At 56.7% G+C, this 14,946-nt stretch carries 9 protein-coding genes; 3 read left to right on the top strand and 6 right to left on the bottom strand.

Annotated elements, in window-relative coordinates:
* Window positions 1-172: 172 nt before the first annotated feature.
* The 3 genes from aceF to pdhR form a co-directional block, all read right to left on the bottom strand.
* The gene (aceF, locus tag SERAS12_RS21035) at window positions 173-2,062 is read right to left on the bottom strand and encodes a pyruvate dehydrogenase complex dihydrolipoyllysine-residue acetyltransferase (RefSeq protein WP_013814465.1); all 1,890 of its coding nucleotides are present in this window, start codon (window positions 2,060-2,062) and stop codon (window positions 173-175) included.
* A gap of 13 nt (window positions 2,063-2,075) precedes the next feature.
* Window positions 2,076-4,739: a pyruvate dehydrogenase (acetyl-transferring), homodimeric type gene (aceE, locus tag SERAS12_RS21040; RefSeq protein ID WP_013814466.1), complete on the bottom strand. Its 2,664-nt coding sequence runs from the start codon at window positions 4,737-4,739 to the stop codon at window positions 2,076-2,078.
* Between the two features lie 165 nt (window positions 4,740-4,904).
* Complete coding sequence (gene pdhR / locus SERAS12_RS21045; protein ID WP_004947949.1) at window positions 4,905-5,669, bottom strand: pyruvate dehydrogenase complex transcriptional repressor PdhR; 765 nt, start codon at window positions 5,667-5,669, stop codon at window positions 4,905-4,907.
* A 633-nt stretch (window positions 5,670-6,302) separates the two neighbouring features.
* Here pdhR and SERAS12_RS21050 point away from each other — a divergent pair.
* The 3 genes from SERAS12_RS21050 to SERAS12_RS21060 all read left to right on the top strand — a co-directional run bounded on the left by SERAS12_RS21050 (window position 6,303) and on the right by SERAS12_RS21060 (window position 10,240).
* Window positions 6,303-7,679 carry an amino acid permease gene (locus SERAS12_RS21050; protein WP_013814467.1) on the top strand — a complete coding sequence of 459 codons (1,377 nt, stop codon included), beginning with the start codon at window positions 6,303-6,305 and terminating at the stop codon, window positions 7,677-7,679.
* 196 nt (window positions 7,680-7,875) lie between these two features.
* Window positions 7,876-9,276, top strand: coding sequence for a glycoside-pentoside-hexuronide (GPH):cation symporter (locus tag SERAS12_RS21055; protein ID WP_013814468.1), 1,401 nt, complete (start codon window positions 7,876-7,878; stop codon window positions 9,274-9,276).
* A gap of 10 nt (window positions 9,277-9,286) precedes the next feature.
* Window positions 9,287-10,240: a family 43 glycosylhydrolase gene (locus SERAS12_RS21060; RefSeq protein ID WP_013814469.1), complete on the top strand. Its 954-nt coding sequence runs from the start codon at window positions 9,287-9,289 to the stop codon at window positions 10,238-10,240.
* Window positions 10,241-10,276: 36 nt separating this feature from the next.
* Here the strand turns inward: SERAS12_RS21060 and SERAS12_RS21065 are convergent, their stop codons facing one another.
* Genes SERAS12_RS21065 through SERAS12_RS21075 form a run of 3 tightly spaced genes read right to left on the bottom strand, consistent with a single transcriptional unit; the run spans window position 10,277 to window position 14,855 of the window.
* Window positions 10,277-11,518, bottom strand: a complete 1,242-nt coding sequence (locus tag SERAS12_RS21065) for a cytochrome c (protein ID WP_013814470.1) — start codon at window positions 11,516-11,518, stop codon at window positions 10,277-10,279.
* Complete coding sequence (locus SERAS12_RS21070) at window positions 11,515-12,069, bottom strand: (2Fe-2S)-binding protein (RefSeq protein WP_013814471.1); 555 nt, start codon at window positions 12,067-12,069, stop codon at window positions 11,515-11,517. Before SERAS12_RS21070 ends, SERAS12_RS21065 begins: the two co-directional genes overlap by 4 nt.
* Window positions 12,066-14,855 carry a xanthine dehydrogenase family protein molybdopterin-binding subunit gene (locus tag SERAS12_RS21075; protein ID WP_013814472.1) on the bottom strand — a complete coding sequence of 930 codons (2,790 nt, stop codon included), beginning with the start codon at window positions 14,853-14,855 and terminating at the stop codon, window positions 12,066-12,068. The genes SERAS12_RS21070 and SERAS12_RS21075 overlap by 4 nt, the downstream gene beginning before the upstream one ends.
* Between the last annotated feature and the right edge of the window lie 91 nt (window positions 14,856-14,946).

Here is a 14,946-nt window from a genome sequence, read left to right on the forward strand (position 1 = left end):
AACGCCCTTCATCCACCGGGACGCTTACACCGCGAGCAGTTTACAGAATTGTTAATAATCTGCAAAGCGTGTTCGAAGTGACCCGTGTCTCAACAATTTTGTCGAGTCATGCAAAAACCGACAAAACTGCTACTGAAGTGGTAAGGGCGCAGCATGCTGCGCCCTTTTTTCATTACATCACCAGACGGCGGATGTCAGACAGCATATTGTTGATGATGGTGATGAAACGCGCACCATCTGCACCGTCGATAACGCGGTGGTCGAAGGAGAGCGACATCGGCATCATCAGACGCGGCATGAACTCTTTACCGTTCCAGACCGGCTCCATCGCAGACTTGGAGACACCCAGGATAGCCACTTCCGGCGCGTTGACGATAGGCGCGAAGTGAGTTGTCCCGATACCGCCCAGGCTGGAGATGGTGAAGCAACCGCCCTGCATTTCGCCTGCGGTCAACTTGCCGTCACGCGCTTTTTTGGAGATAGCCATCAGCTCGCGGGACAGCTCAGTGATGCTTTTCTTGTTCACATCCTTGAATACCGGAACCACCAGACCATTTGGCGTATCAACCGCAACACCGACGTTGATGTATTTTTTCAGCGTCAGCTTCTGGCCATCTTCGGACAGAGAGCTGTTGAAGCGCGGCATCTGCTCCAGAGCGGCGGCGACGGCTTTCATGATGAACACCACAGGGGTGAACTTCACATCCAGCTTACGTTTGGCCGCTTCATCGTTCTGTTGCTTGCGGAACGCTTCCAGATCGGTGATATCGGTTTTGTCGAAGTGAGTCACGTGCGGGATCATCACCCAGTTGCGGCTCAGGTTGGCACCCGAAATCTTCTGGATGCGGCCCAGTTCAACTTCTTCAATCTCACCGAACTTGCTGAAGTCCACTTTCGGCCATGGCAGCATGCCTGGCAGACCGCCACCGGCAGCAGCGGTTGGAGCCGCTTCTGCACGTTTGACTGCGTCTTTCACGTAAGTCTGGACGTCTTCGCGCAGGATGCGCCCTTTACGACCGGTGCCTTTCACTTTCGCCAGGTTTACGCCGAATTCACGCGCCAAACGACGGATGACCGGGGTTGCATGCACGTAAGCGTCGTTCTCTGCGAACTCGCCTTTGCTTTCCGCTTTGGCAGTTGGAGCGGCCGCAGCGGCTTCCTGCTTGGCCGGAGCCGGTGCAGCTTCTGCTTTCTGGGCCGGAGCGGCGGCTGGTGCCGCGCCTTCAACTTCGAACACCATGATCAGAGAGCCGGTTTTCACTTTGTCGCCAGCGCTGATTTTGATTTCTTTCACGGTACCTGCGAACGGTGCCGGCACTTCCATAGAAGCCTTGTCACCTTCAACGGTGATCAGCGACTGCTCAGCGGCAACTTTGTCGCCCACTTTCACCATCACTTCGGTCACTTCCACTTCATCGCCGCCGATATCCGGCACGGCAACGTCTTTGGCAGCGGCGGCAGCCGGGGCGGCTGGTGCCGCAGGGGCTTCAACCGCAGCCGGAGCGGCAGCAGAAGCTGCGCCGGCCACTTCGAAGACCATGATCAGGGAACCGGTTTTCACTTTGTCGCCGGCGCCGATTTTGATCTCTTTCACGGTGCCCGCAAAGGGTGCAGGGACTTCCATGGAAGCCTTGTCGCCTTCCACGGTGATCAGGGACTGCTCGGCTTCCACCTTGTCGCCCACTTTCACCAGGATCTCGGTCACTTCTACTTCGTCGGCGCCGATGTCCGGTACCGCAACGTCTTTGGCAGCAGCGGCAGCCGGTGCAGCAGCAGGTGCTGCGGCCGGTTTTTCTTCCGCTTTGGCGGCTGGTGCGGCAGCTGCCGCGCCTTCTGCTTCAAAGATCATCAGCAGTTTGCCGGTTTCGGTTTTATCACCGACGGACACCTTGATCTCTTTCACCACGCCCGCTTGCGGGGACGGGACTTCCATGGAAGCTTTATCACCTTCAACGGTGATCAGCGATTGTTCAACTTCAACTTTATCGCCCACTTTCACCAGAATTTCGGTGATTTCCACTTCGTCTGCACCGATGTCCGGTACCTTGATTTCGATAGACATTCTTCTGTACCTCTTATGCCAGACGCGGGTTGACTTTTTCTGGGTTGATGTCGAATTTCTTAATCGCATCAGCTACCACAGAAGCTTCGATTTCACCGCGTTTAGCCAGTTCACCCAGAGCAGCAACCACAACGTAAGAAGCATCGACTTCAAAGTGGTGACGCAGGTTTTCGCGGCTGTCTGAACGACCGAAGCCGTCAGTACCCAGAACGCGATAATCGCTGGCTGGAACGTAAGTACGAACCTGTTCTGCGAACAGCTTCATGTAGTCGGTAGACGCAACCGCAGGCGCATCGTTCATCACCTGAGCGATGTAAGGCACGCGTGGGGTTTCGGTTGGGTGCAGCATGTTCCAACGCTCGCAGTCCTGGCCATCGCGCGCCAGTTCGGTGAAGGAAGTCACGCTGTAGATGTCAGAACCCACGCCGTAGTCTTTCGCCAGGATCTGCGAAGCTTCACGCACGTGACGCAGAATGGAACCTGAACCCAGCAACTGCACTTTACCTTTGCTGCCTTCCAGAGTTTCCAGCTTGTAGATACCTTTACGGATACCTTCTTCCGCACCCTGCGGCATGGCCGGCATGTGGTAGTTTTCGTTCAGCGTGGTGATGTAGTAGTAGACGTTTTCCTGCGCGTCGCCGTACATGCGGACCAGACCGTCATGCATGATTACAGCCACTTCGTATGCGTAAGCTGGATCGTAAGAGATACAGTTAGGGATAGTCAGAGACTGAATGTGGCTGTGGCCGTCTTCGTGCTGCAGACCTTCACCGTTCAGGGTGGTACGGCCGGAAGTCCCGCCGATCAGGAAGCCGCGCGCCTGTTGGTCGCCCGCTGCCCAGCACAGGTCACCGATACGCTGGAAACCGAACATCGAATAGTAGATGTAGAACGGAATCATTGGCAGATCGTTGGTGCTGTAGGAAGTCGCTGCGGCCAACCATGAAGAGGCTGCGCCCAGTTCGTTGATGCCTTCCTGCAGGATCTGGCCTTTCTCGTCTTCTTTGTAGTAAGCAACCTGCTCACGGTCCTGCGGAGTGTACTGCTGACCGTTCGGGCTGTAGATACCGATCTGACGGAACAGACCTTCCATACCGAAGGTACGGGCTTCGTCGGCAATGATTGGAACCAGGCGATCTTTAATCGACTTGTTCTTCAGCATCACGTTCAGGGCACGTACGAAAGCGATAGTGGTGGAGATTTCTTTGTTCTGCTCTTCCAGCAGTGAGCTGAAGTCTTCCAGAGCCGGCATTTCCAGCTTCTGGGTGAAGGCCGGCAGACGAGTCGGCACATAACCTTTCAGCGCCTGACGGCGTTCGTGCAGGTATTTGTACTCTTCAGACTCTTTCTCGAAGGTGATGTACGGCAGTTTTTCGATGTCAGCATCGGCAACCGGCACGTTGAAACGATCGCGGAAGTGGTGAACCCCTTCCATGTTCATTTTCTTCACCTGGTGAGCAATGTTTTTACCTTCCGCGGTTTCACCCATGCCGTAACCTTTGATGGTATGGGCCAGGATCACGGTTGGTTTGCCTTGGGTGTCCTGCGCTTTTTTCAGTGCAGCAAAGACTTTCTTCGGATCGTGACCACCACGGTTCAGCGCCCAGATTTCGTCGTCGGTCATGTCTTTGACCAGAGCAGCGGTTTCCGGGAAGCGGCCGAAGAAGTGCTCGCGTACGTAAGCGCCGTCTTTGGATTTGAAGGTCTGGTAGTCGCCGTCCAGGGTTTCGTTCATCAGTTGGATCAGTTTGCCGCTGGTGTCTTTACGCAGCAGTTCATCCCAACGTCCGCCCCAAATCACTTTCAGAACCTGCCAGCCTGCACCGGCGAAGATGCCTTCCAGCTCGTTGATGATCTTGCCGTTACCGGTGACCGGGCCGTCCAGACGCTGCAGGTTACAGTTGATGACGAAGACCAGGTTGTCCAGTTTTTCACGGGTAGCGATGGTGATCGCGCCCTTGGATTCAGGTTCGTCCATCTCGCCGTCGCCCAGGAAGGCATAAACGGTTTGAGCAGAGGTGTTCTTCAGGCCACGGTGTTCCAGATATTTCAGGAACTTCGCTTGATAGATGGCGCTGATTGGGCCCAGGCCCATGGAAACGGTCGGGAACTGCCAGAATTCCGGCATCAGTTTCGGATGCGGGTAAGAAGACAGGCCTTTGCCGTGAACTTCCTGACGGAAGTTGTTCATTTGGTCTTCGGTCAGGCGGCCTTCAAGGAAGGCTCGTGCGTAAACGCCTGGAGAGATGTGGCCCTGGAAGTAAACCAGATCGCCGCCGTCTTGCTCGTTGCGCGCACGGAAGAAGTGGTTGAAGCAGACTTCATAGAAGGTCGCGGAAGACTGGAAGGAAGCCATGTGGCCGCCCAGGTCCAGATCTTTCTTGGATGCACGCAGAACGGTCATTACCGCGTTCCAGCGGATGGCTGAACGGATACGACGTTCCAGATCCAGGTTGCCTGGGTAAGCAGGTTCGTCTTCCACCGCGATGGTGTTGACGTAGTTGTTGGCGGCAGCACCGGCTGCAACGCTAACACCGCCTTTACGGGCTTCACCCAATACCTGATCAATCAGAAACTGAGCTCGCTCAACACCCTCTTCACGGATGACCGATTCGATCGCCTGCAGCCAGTCGCGGGTTTCGATCGGATCCACGTCATTGTTTAAACGTTCTGACATGGTGGTATTCCTTATCTGTCTAATGGTTTGTTTGGAGCCTGTCTTCCTGTGTTCTGAAGCAAAACACACGAAGACAGGCCCATCAGTTTAGTTGCCGCTTAAATGCTTAAGTAAGCATTCCGAACATAAACCCCGCAGGCTGGTGTACCCTGAAGAGAATCGTTCTTAATCCTTGCGTTGCTGGAGACGCCGCAGCGATCTCTCGCGCCGGGTATGTTCCCGACTGAGATCCAGCAATATTTCCTCGATAAACGCCAAATGGCGGTGCGAAGCTTCGCGGGCCCTTTCCGGCTCGCGTGCCACAATCGCCTCAAAAATCCCGGCGCGGTGGCTGCTCACTTTTGCCAACATCTCACGGCGCGAGTAGAGCAATTCAAAGTTCTGACGCACGTTCTGTTCCAGCATCGGCCCCATACAGCGTAACAGGTGCAGTAACACAACGTTGTGGGCAGCTTCGGTCACGGCGATTTGGTATTGCATGACCGCGTCGGCTTCGGCGTCGAGATCGCCGCTGTCCTGGGCCTGCTGAATCACAATATGGCAATCGCGGATGCGCGCCAGATCTTCGTCGGTACCGCGCAGCGCCGCATAATAGGCAGCGATGCCTTCGAGGGCATGACGAGTTTCCAACAGATCGAATTGTGATTCAGGATGGTCGGCCAGCAGTTCAGCCAGCGGATCGCTGAAGCTCTGCCACAGATTAGTTTGTACAAAGGTGCCGCCGCCCTGACGGCGCAGGAGCAGCCCTTTAGCTTCCAGGCGCTGGATGGCCTCTCTCAGAGAAGGACGGGAAACATCAAATTGTTTCGCCAGTTCGCGCTCCGGTGGCAACTTTTCGCCTGGACGCAACGTTCCCTCGAGGATCAGGTGTTCGAGCTGCTGCTCGATAACGTCTGACAACTTGGGTTGGCGGATTTTGCTGTAGGCCATGGGTGAATTCTTCTCTGCGAATGGCGCGGAGTCAATTGGTAATACCAATTTCAAAAACGTGACGGTAAAGTAACAAAGTATTCACCTCCTGTCCATATGGGCCTCGTTCGAAATCATGATTCCCCGCACATTTTAACACCTCGATATCAGGCCTGCTGCACACCGATAACTGAGGGTTGGTAATACCATTTACGAGGTAGGTTTCTGATTTAACGTTTGCGAAACCTCCCGTCAGGAAGACTGAAGCATCAAAAGCAGAATTTTATTGCATGTTTATTAAGCTTTAACGAATAGCTATTTGCATCCTATGCCCGGAATAAAGCTGATTACTCTTTCACCGCCACCAAGGGATCATAGCTACGTTATTTCTGCGCATTATGTGATTTGCTGCTTGTTTCGTGCATTGAATCCCCTCTGTCGTCACACAACCCGCATTTTGTTTCCTAAACTGCTGAAATCTTAATCACTCATAGAATAAAGCAGGTGCAAACTGACGCACATAACATTATTCTTTTCCAAACGGTAGCGGCTCCGTGGAATTAATAGCTATAACGCCGTAAATAAAACAAAACACACATCGTAACCACTGCTTTACAGCATGTGAGTATTCTGCAACGACAGAGGGTTTCATTGATGGATGGTCAACAGCATGGCGACCAGCTGAAACGCGGCCTGAAAAACCGCCATATTCAGCTTATCGCCCTAGGTGGCGCAATTGGTACCGGGCTGTTTCTCGGTATCGCTCAAACAATAAAAATGGCCGGCCCGTCGGTCATTCTCGGCTATGCCATTGGCGGCTTCATCGCGTTTCTTATTATGCGCCAGCTGGGTGAAATGGTGGTGGAAGAGCCGGTTGCCGGTTCCTTCAGCCACTTCGCCTATAAATACTGGGGCAACTTCGCCGGCTTCGCTTCCGGCTGGAACTACTGGGTGCTGTACGTGCTGGTGGCGATGGCGGAACTGACCGCGGTCGGCATCTATGTTCAGTACTGGTGGCCGGAAATCCCGACCTGGGTGTCCGCCGCGGTGTTCTTCCTGGCGATTAACGCCATCAACCTGGCCAACGTGAAAGTGTATGGCGAGATGGAGTTCTGGTTCGCCATTATCAAAGTGGTGGCGATTATCGGCATGATCGTGTTCGGCGCCTACCTGCTGTTCAGCGGCATGGGCGGCCCGGAAGCCACCGTAACCAATCTGTGGGCACAGGGCGGGTTCTTCCCGAACGGCATCATGGGGCTGGTGATGGCAATGGCGGTGATCATGTTCTCGTTCGGCGGTCTGGAACTGGTGGGCATCACCGCCGCCGAAGCCGACAACCCGCAGAAAAGCATCCCTAAAGCCACCAACCAGGTGATCTACCGCATTCTGATTTTCTATATCGGTTCACTGACCATTCTGCTGTCGCTGTACCCGTGGGGCAAAGTGGTTGAAGGCGGCAGCCCGTTCGTGCTGATCTTCCACGCGCTGAACAGCGATGTGGTGGCAACGGTACTGAATATCGTGGTGTTGACTGCAGCGCTGTCGGTCTATAACAGCTGCGTATACTGCAACAGCCGCATGTTGTACGGCCTGGCGCAACAGGGCAACGGCCCGAAAAGCCTGCTGAAAGTCGACGGCCGCGGCGTGCCGGTGATCGCCATCGGCGTGTCCGCCATTGCCACCGCCTTCTGTGTGCTGATCAACTACCTGATCCCGGGGCGCGCCTTCGAGCTGCTGATGGCGCTGGTGGTATCGGCGCTGGTGATCAACTGGGCGATGATCAGCCTGGCGCACCTGAAGTTCCGCGCGGCCAAGAACCGTGAAGGCGTAGAGCCGAAGTTCAAGGCATTCTGGTATCCGTTCAGTAACTACCTGTGCCTGGCGTTTATGGCCGGTATTCTGGTGATCATGTACCTGACGCCAGGTATCCAAATCTCGGTGCTGCTGATCCCGGTATGGGTAGCGGTTCTGGCCATCGGCTACGCCATCAAACAGCGCAGCCAGCGTGCGGCGAGCACCGCCAGTCGCTGATAAACCGCGTTAAAATCAACATGGCCCGCAAATGCGGGCCATTTTATTGCCCTTCCATTTTGCCAACTGGCTCACAGTTTCTTCGCCACGCTCGGTTTGTCCATCTCTACAACCAATAGTTTCTGATAACTCGCCCCCAGCCGGGACAATAATCGTTGCCACTCAGTCAGATCCTGCCGCCACGGAGAAAATGTCCATGAAGAGCAATGCCCTATCGATAAAAGAAAAGATTGGCTATGGCATGGGAGATGCCGGCTGCAACATGATTGGCGGAGCGATTATGTTGTTTCTCAACTATTTCTATACCGACATCTTCGGATTGACTCCGGCGCTGGTCGGTATTCTGTTGCTCTCGGTTCGGGTGCTGGATGCGGTAACCGATCCGATTATGGGTGCCATCGCCGATCGTACCCAAAGCCGCTGGGGGCGCTTTCGTCCCTGGTTGCTGTGGGTATCCCTGCCCTATGTATTATTCAGCGTGTTGATGTTCACCACGCCGGAATGGAGTTACAACAGCAAGGTCATCTATGCCTTCGCGACTTACTTCTTGATGTCGCTGACCTACACCGCCATTAACATTCCCTACTGTTCATTAGGCGGCGTAATCACCGCCGATCCGCAAGAGCGGGTATCCTGCCAGTCATACCGTTTTATTCTGGTCGGCATTGCGACGCTCATCCTCTCGCTAACCCTGCTGCCGATGGCCGAATGGTTTGGCGGCGCCGACAAGGCGCGCGGCTATCAGATGGCGATGGGCGTACTGGCGCTGATCGCCCTGTTCATGTTTCTGTTCTGCTTTGCCACGGTAAAAGAGCGCATACGTCCGGCCGTACCGACCCACGACGCGCTCAAGTCCGATCTGAAAGACGTGTGGAAAAATGATCAATGGGTACGCATTCTGCTGCTGACCTTTTGCAACGTTTGCCCCGGTTTTATCCGCATGGCGGCCACCATGTATTACGTGACCTACGTCATGCAGCAGTCAACCTCATTCGCCAGCCTGTTTATCGCGCTGGGCGTAGTCGGCATGATGATCGGCAGCGCATTGGCGAAGCCGCTGACCGACCGCTTCTGCAAACTGAAAGTGTTCTTTTGGACCAATATCGTGCTGGCGGCGTTTTCCTGCGGTTTTTACTTCCTCAACCCTCAGTTGACCTCATTAATCGTGGTCGCCTACTTCCTGCTGAATATCTTGCATCAGATCCCTTCACCGCTGCACTGGTCGTTAATGGCCGACGTGGACGACTATGGCGAGTGGAAAACCGGCAAGCGCATCACCGGCATCAGCTTTTCCGGCAATCTGTTCTTCCTGAAAGTCGGGCTGGCGGTAGCCGGCGCCATGGTCGGCTTCCTGATGTCATATTCCGGTTATCAGGCCGATGCGGCCAGCCAAAGCGCCAGTGCACTGAATAGCATCGTATTGTTGTTCACCGTGATCCCAGGCATTGGCTATCTGATCACGGCAGGCGTAGTGCGCCTGCTGAAGGTCGATCGTCAACTGATGCAGCAGATTCAGATCGATCTGGAAAAGCGCCGGGTCAATTACCAGGAGCTGGCCGACTATCGTGAGCAGCAGTTAGAAACCAAACACCCGTAAGGAGCCCGCGATGCGAGACTACCCTAATCCCTTTATTGAACAGCGGGCCGATCCGTTTGTTTTGCGCCACACCGATGGCTATTACTATTTCACCGCCTCGGTGCCGGAATATGATCGCCTTGAGCTTCGCCGGGCGCGCAGCCTCGACGAACTGCCGCAGGCCACGGCAACAGTGGTGTGGCGAAAGCCGCAGCAAGGGCCAATGAGCGCGCTGATCTGGGCGCCGGAACTGCACTTTATCAGCGGCAAGTGGTATTTGTATTTTGCCGCCGCCCATAGCCCCGACATTGCAGATGGCCTGTTCCAACATCGCATGTTTGCGCTGGAATGCAGCGCAGCCAACCCGTTAACCGGGGAATGGACAGAAAAAGGCAGGATATACAGCCACATCGACAGCTTCTCCCTCGACGCCACCCATTTTGAACATCGCGGCAAACACTATTATTTATGGGCGCAAAAGGATCCGGCCATCAGCGGCAACTCCAATCTGTACCTGGCGGAGATGGAGAATCCCTGGACGCTAAAGGGCGAACCGGTGCTGCTCAGCAAGCCGGAGTTGCCCTGGGAAATCGTGGGTTTCGAGGTGAATGAAGGACCTGCAGTGATTACTCATGGCCAACGGATATTTATCAGCTATTCCGCCAGCGCCACCGATGAAAATTACTGCATCGGGCTGCTCTGGGCCGATATCGACAGTGACATCACCGACCCAGCCCAATGGCACAAGGCCAGCCAACCGATATTCCGCACCAACGCCAAAAACCGCCAATTCGGCCCCGGCCACAACAGCTTTACCCTCGACGAGCAGGGCCGGGATCTGTTGGTTTACCATGCGCGCAATTACACGGAAATCGAGGGCGATCCGCTCTATGACCCCAATCGTCATACGCGGATTAAGCCGATAGCGTGGAATGAAGAAGGCATGCCGGTATTGGGTGAACCACCGGCGGATAATCGCGAGTAGAGTAAAAGAGGCTCAGTACGCTGAGCCTCTGCTTGATCAAGGCTTATTACGCAGTTTCTTCACCTGCTCGGCAGTGATATCGCCCGGCAACCCGCCCCAGGTGACCCGCAGATAATTCACCAGTTCAGCCACCTGCGCATCATCCAGCCGCACACCAAAAGCCGGCATGCTCTGCATGCTTTCACCGTTGGGGAACTGCTGCGCCGGCAAACCGTCCAGCACTGAAACAATCAGGTTTTTAGCGTCCGGCTGGCGCAGCGTAGCGTTATCACGCATCGCGACCGCCACATGCGGTTTCCCCTCGCCTTCACGTGCATGGCAACCGGAACATTGATCCAGATAGCTGATGCGCCCGGCATCGCTGCCCTGCCCCACTTTTACCGGCACCGCGGCCGGCGGCTGCTCACCCATCAGATAGGTAGCCAACGCCTGATGGTCTTCCGGCGTCAAATGACGCGTGCTGAGATCCACCACCATATGCATTTCGCTGAAGGCGCTGCCCTGCGGCGCGATGCCGGTTGCCAGAAAGCGGTTCAGGTCGTCCGGCGTCCAGCCGCGTTGCGCCAACCCGTGCGGAGTGATGTCCGGCGCCATAAAGCGCCCCAGTTCGCCGCCCTGCATCGGTTTCCCGAGATCCATCTGGCCCAGCATGCCGCGTGGCGTATGGCATTCCCCGCAGTGGCCCAGCGTATCCGCCAGATAACGGCCACGCTGCCACTGTGCCGAAGTCCCCTGCGAACTGACCGGCAGCGGATCCTGGGTGCGGAACAACAGGTTCCAGCCAATCAGCGCCATGCGCTGGTTGAACGGGAACGGCATGGCGTTTTCCGGGATGGCGACGTCCACCGCCGGGCGCGTCATCAAATAGGCATAAATATCATCGGCATCCTGGCGCGATATCCCTTTGTACGAGGTATAAGGCATCGCCGGGTACAGATGGCGCCCGCCCGGCGCCACGCCCTGAGTCAACGCCAGGAAGAAGTCGTCTTTGGTCCAGCGGCCAATGCCGTGGTCGGCCGACGGCGTCAGGTTGCTGCCATAAAGCGTGCCGAACGGCGTATCCAACGGATAGCCGCCCGCCAAAGGCGCGCCGCCGATGGCGGTATGGCAGGCTGCGCAGTCGGCGGCCTGGGCCAGATAGCGCCCCCGGACGATTTGTTCAGCGCTGGCGGTCACCTGCTGTACCGGACCGTCGTAGCGGCGGTTTTCCCGCCACCACAGCAGGGCGATAACGACAATCGCCACCAGCAGAATCAACAGTGCGAGACGTTTTTTCATCGCGCCATCTCCTTCACCAGGCCCGGCGTCTTCAGCACCACGTCGCGCACCGCTTCGTAGTAGCGCACATAGCCGGTACAGCGGCAGATATGGTTGTCCAGCGCCTGCTCGATGGCGCTTTCCAATTGATCGCGCGCAATGGGTTCACGTTTGAGCTTTTCCACAAAAAGGGTGGCGGCGTTGACAAAGCCCGGCGTGCAGTAGCCGCACTGGAAGCTGTAATGTTCGAGAAAGGCCTGCTGGATGGGCGAAAGCTCGACCACCTCGCCTTGCTCATCCACCCTGGCGTGCCCTTCGACGGTACGCACTTTCTTGCCACTGAAAAAGTGTGCGCCGGTGATGCAGGTGCGCACCTCCTCACTGGCGCCGCTCGGGTGATCGACAATCGCCACGCAGGCGTGACAAATACCCTGCCCGCAGCCCAGGCGCGAACCGGTCAGATTGAGATATTCATGCAGGAAGTCGATCATCATCAGCCCTTCCGGCACCTCGATCGGGCCATACGGCTTATCGTTGACGGTCAGGGAGATCGGCTGGGTTTTAATGCTCATTGTAATACCTCACGAATATTTTCTGCACGAACGGGCAAATCACGGAAACGATGGCCAGTGGCATGGGCGATGGCGTTAACCAATGCGGCGACCACCGGGATCATCACCACTTCGGCCATGCCTTTTGGCGGATCGGTTTCCGACAGCGCAGGCAGGATGTCACCGGTCTGCTTCCAGACCGCCACATCGCTGGCACGCGGCAGGTGGTAACGGTTAAAGTTCCAGGTGCCGTTACCCGGCCCGTCTTCGTACAAGGGTAAATATTCGTGCAACGCATGGCCGATTCCCATGGCCAGCCCGCCCTGCAGCTGGCCGGAAACCAGTTCCGGCACAATCAGGTTGCCACACTCCATGATCGAATGATGGTTAAGCAGTTCCACCTGGCCGGTGGCGATATCCACCGCCACTTCCGCCAACGTGCCGACGGCGCTGTAATAGGTCACCGCCGCGTTATTGCGCTGGGTCGGCGGATAATAGACCTGGGTGCGCGGCAGCGTTTTGAACTCGCCATTGGCATTGCGTACTGCCAACCCGTCGATCGGCAGGCGCTCACCGTTACCGCTCAGCGTGAAATCCGCCTCCGCCCACTGCCAGCGGTTAAACACGTGCACCGCTGCACCGGTGATACCGCCCATCTGGTAGGTTTTTTTCGCCAACATCTCCAGGCTCAACACCGCCATGCCGGCGGCAGTCAACCCACCTTCTACCCAGCGCGCGTCCTCTCTGCGCACCACCAGCGGCGCCGCCTGGCCACCGCCGATACCCGCCTGCCACAGCGCCATCGCCGCCGGCCACAGGCCGTGGTTGAATATCAGCCGGGCCGCTTCGCGCGTACTGTGGGAAAAGTAATACGCCGAGTTGCTGGCGCTGGACGGCGAACAGTAGCTTGGCGTCCAGGCTGGGTTGGTTTGCAACTGATCCTGCTCGGCCTGCGACATAATGTAAGGATCGCCGCTGGTGATCATCGGCAGCACTGACCAATCGGTCACCGAAAAGTGCGCCTCATCCGCCGGTTTGCCCAGCCACTGCGCGCACAGCACCGATTGCGAGGTCGACATGCCGGTCCCCATCTCTGCGCCGCTGTGATGCAGCATGATGCGCCCGTCTTCCCCCAGTTCGACGCGAGCAAAAGAGGTTTCCGCGCCGGTGCCGAAGTCTTTTTGCACGCAACCGAAGCCGACGCCATAGCGTTTGCCCGGATGCTGACTCTCAAACTCCGCCTTACGCTGGGCGCGTTGCAGCCACATCTCGTGCTTCGCCGCCTTCTCCAGCACTTCATCGGCACGAATAGCTCCGGCAGGAATAGCGCCCTGGGTGTTTTTCATGCCGGACTTCAGTACGTTGCGCAAACGGAACTCGATCGGGTCGATCTTCAGTTCGGCAGCCAGTTCATCCACCATCATCTCAGTGGCAGCCATGCTTTGCAGCGTGCCGTAGCCGCGTGCCGAACCGGCGTCGATAGCTCGTGACGCCAGCCCCACCGAGGAAAGATCGCTTTTCGGGAAGTAGTAAATCGACTGTGCCGCCGTCGCCGCCACCATCACCACCGACGGCGTAAAGTTGCTGCGGCCACCACCGTCTGCCGTCATCTCAGCGTGGAATGATTGCAGTACGCCGGTTTGGCGATTGACCGCAATACGGTAATTCATGTCGAAAGCGTGGCGTTTCAGCGCCGTCTGGAACTGCTCGAAGCGGTCATTGGCCAGGCGTACCGGGTGCCCGTCGCCATACATCGCCACCACCGCGCCGTAGTACGGGAAGTTAAAGTGATCTTTCGAACCGTAACCGACGGTGTAGCACGGGTGCAAAATCAGCTGCTTCACCGGCGGGTTGCGTTTGGCCAGCATGCGCGGCATTTCGTCGGCCACTTCCTGCGGCGACTGGGTCGGCACCACCAGATGCAGAGTCTGCGTCGCAGCATCGTACCAGCCGTTGGCGTTGTCCGGCTCCAGCGCCGAAGTATCGACAGACTGCGTGGTATAACGGCGCGACAGCACCAGCCAATCATCCGGCGGCGTTTGCAGCTCTGCGGCAATCATCCCGGCATAATGCATGCCTTCCTGATCCAGCTTGCCGCCTTCGCGGCCTTCCGGCCAGACCGGCAGATGTTTCCTCATCGATACCGGGAAAATCGGCGTGTCTTTCAGGCTGGAGAAACGGTCGTCATCGAACGGCTGGTCGCCGCCCACCCGCACATAGCGGAAGGTGCCCCAGGGATCGCGCTCCAGCGGGCCGGTCTCGGCACCGTATTTGAGGGGCTCTTCGCGGAATTTCAGCTTGTCCTTGGCAAAGCGGAACCGAGCAAAATCGTGATAAATCAGGATCGCCACCGCTTGCCCCAGATAGGCCGGCGTCTTGCCTACGGGCAGCAGCATGTCGTCGCCATAAAACGCCGGGAAAGCCAGGCCGTCGCGCGCCAAATCTTCCGCCGTCACCAGACGATCCGGCTGCAGGTCGTCTCCCAACAACGAGAGATCGAGGCCCGTAAACAGCCTGTCGGCCTTGGTCACGCGCAGAATAAAGGCGTGCGCCTGCTTTTGTGGCCAGTGCGGCATATCAACCGCGCGGATATCGCGGGCGAACACCTTCTGCCCCATGACCTTGGCACGGCCGTCAATACGGAAACGCACGCGTTTCTCATGGGCGTCCCAGTTAGGCGACTGAAGAATATTCTGTTCAAACAGCGCGGCGTAGGCGCGGCTGTAGAGGGGGGCGAGGTAGACGGACACCCCCGCTATCACGGCGCTTTTGATAAAGCGACGCCGTGACGAGTTGAAATTGCTCATAAAAAGTCCTTCACATCTTTATTGTTGTTTTGTGTTCGCGGTGTTGTTGCGCAAACGCTGACGACCTTGCCGTAGACGTCATAAGCATATG

The organism is Serratia sp. AS12 (genome assembly GCF_000214195.1).
GTDB lineage: Bacteria > Pseudomonadota > Gammaproteobacteria > Enterobacterales > Enterobacteriaceae > Serratia > Serratia plymuthica.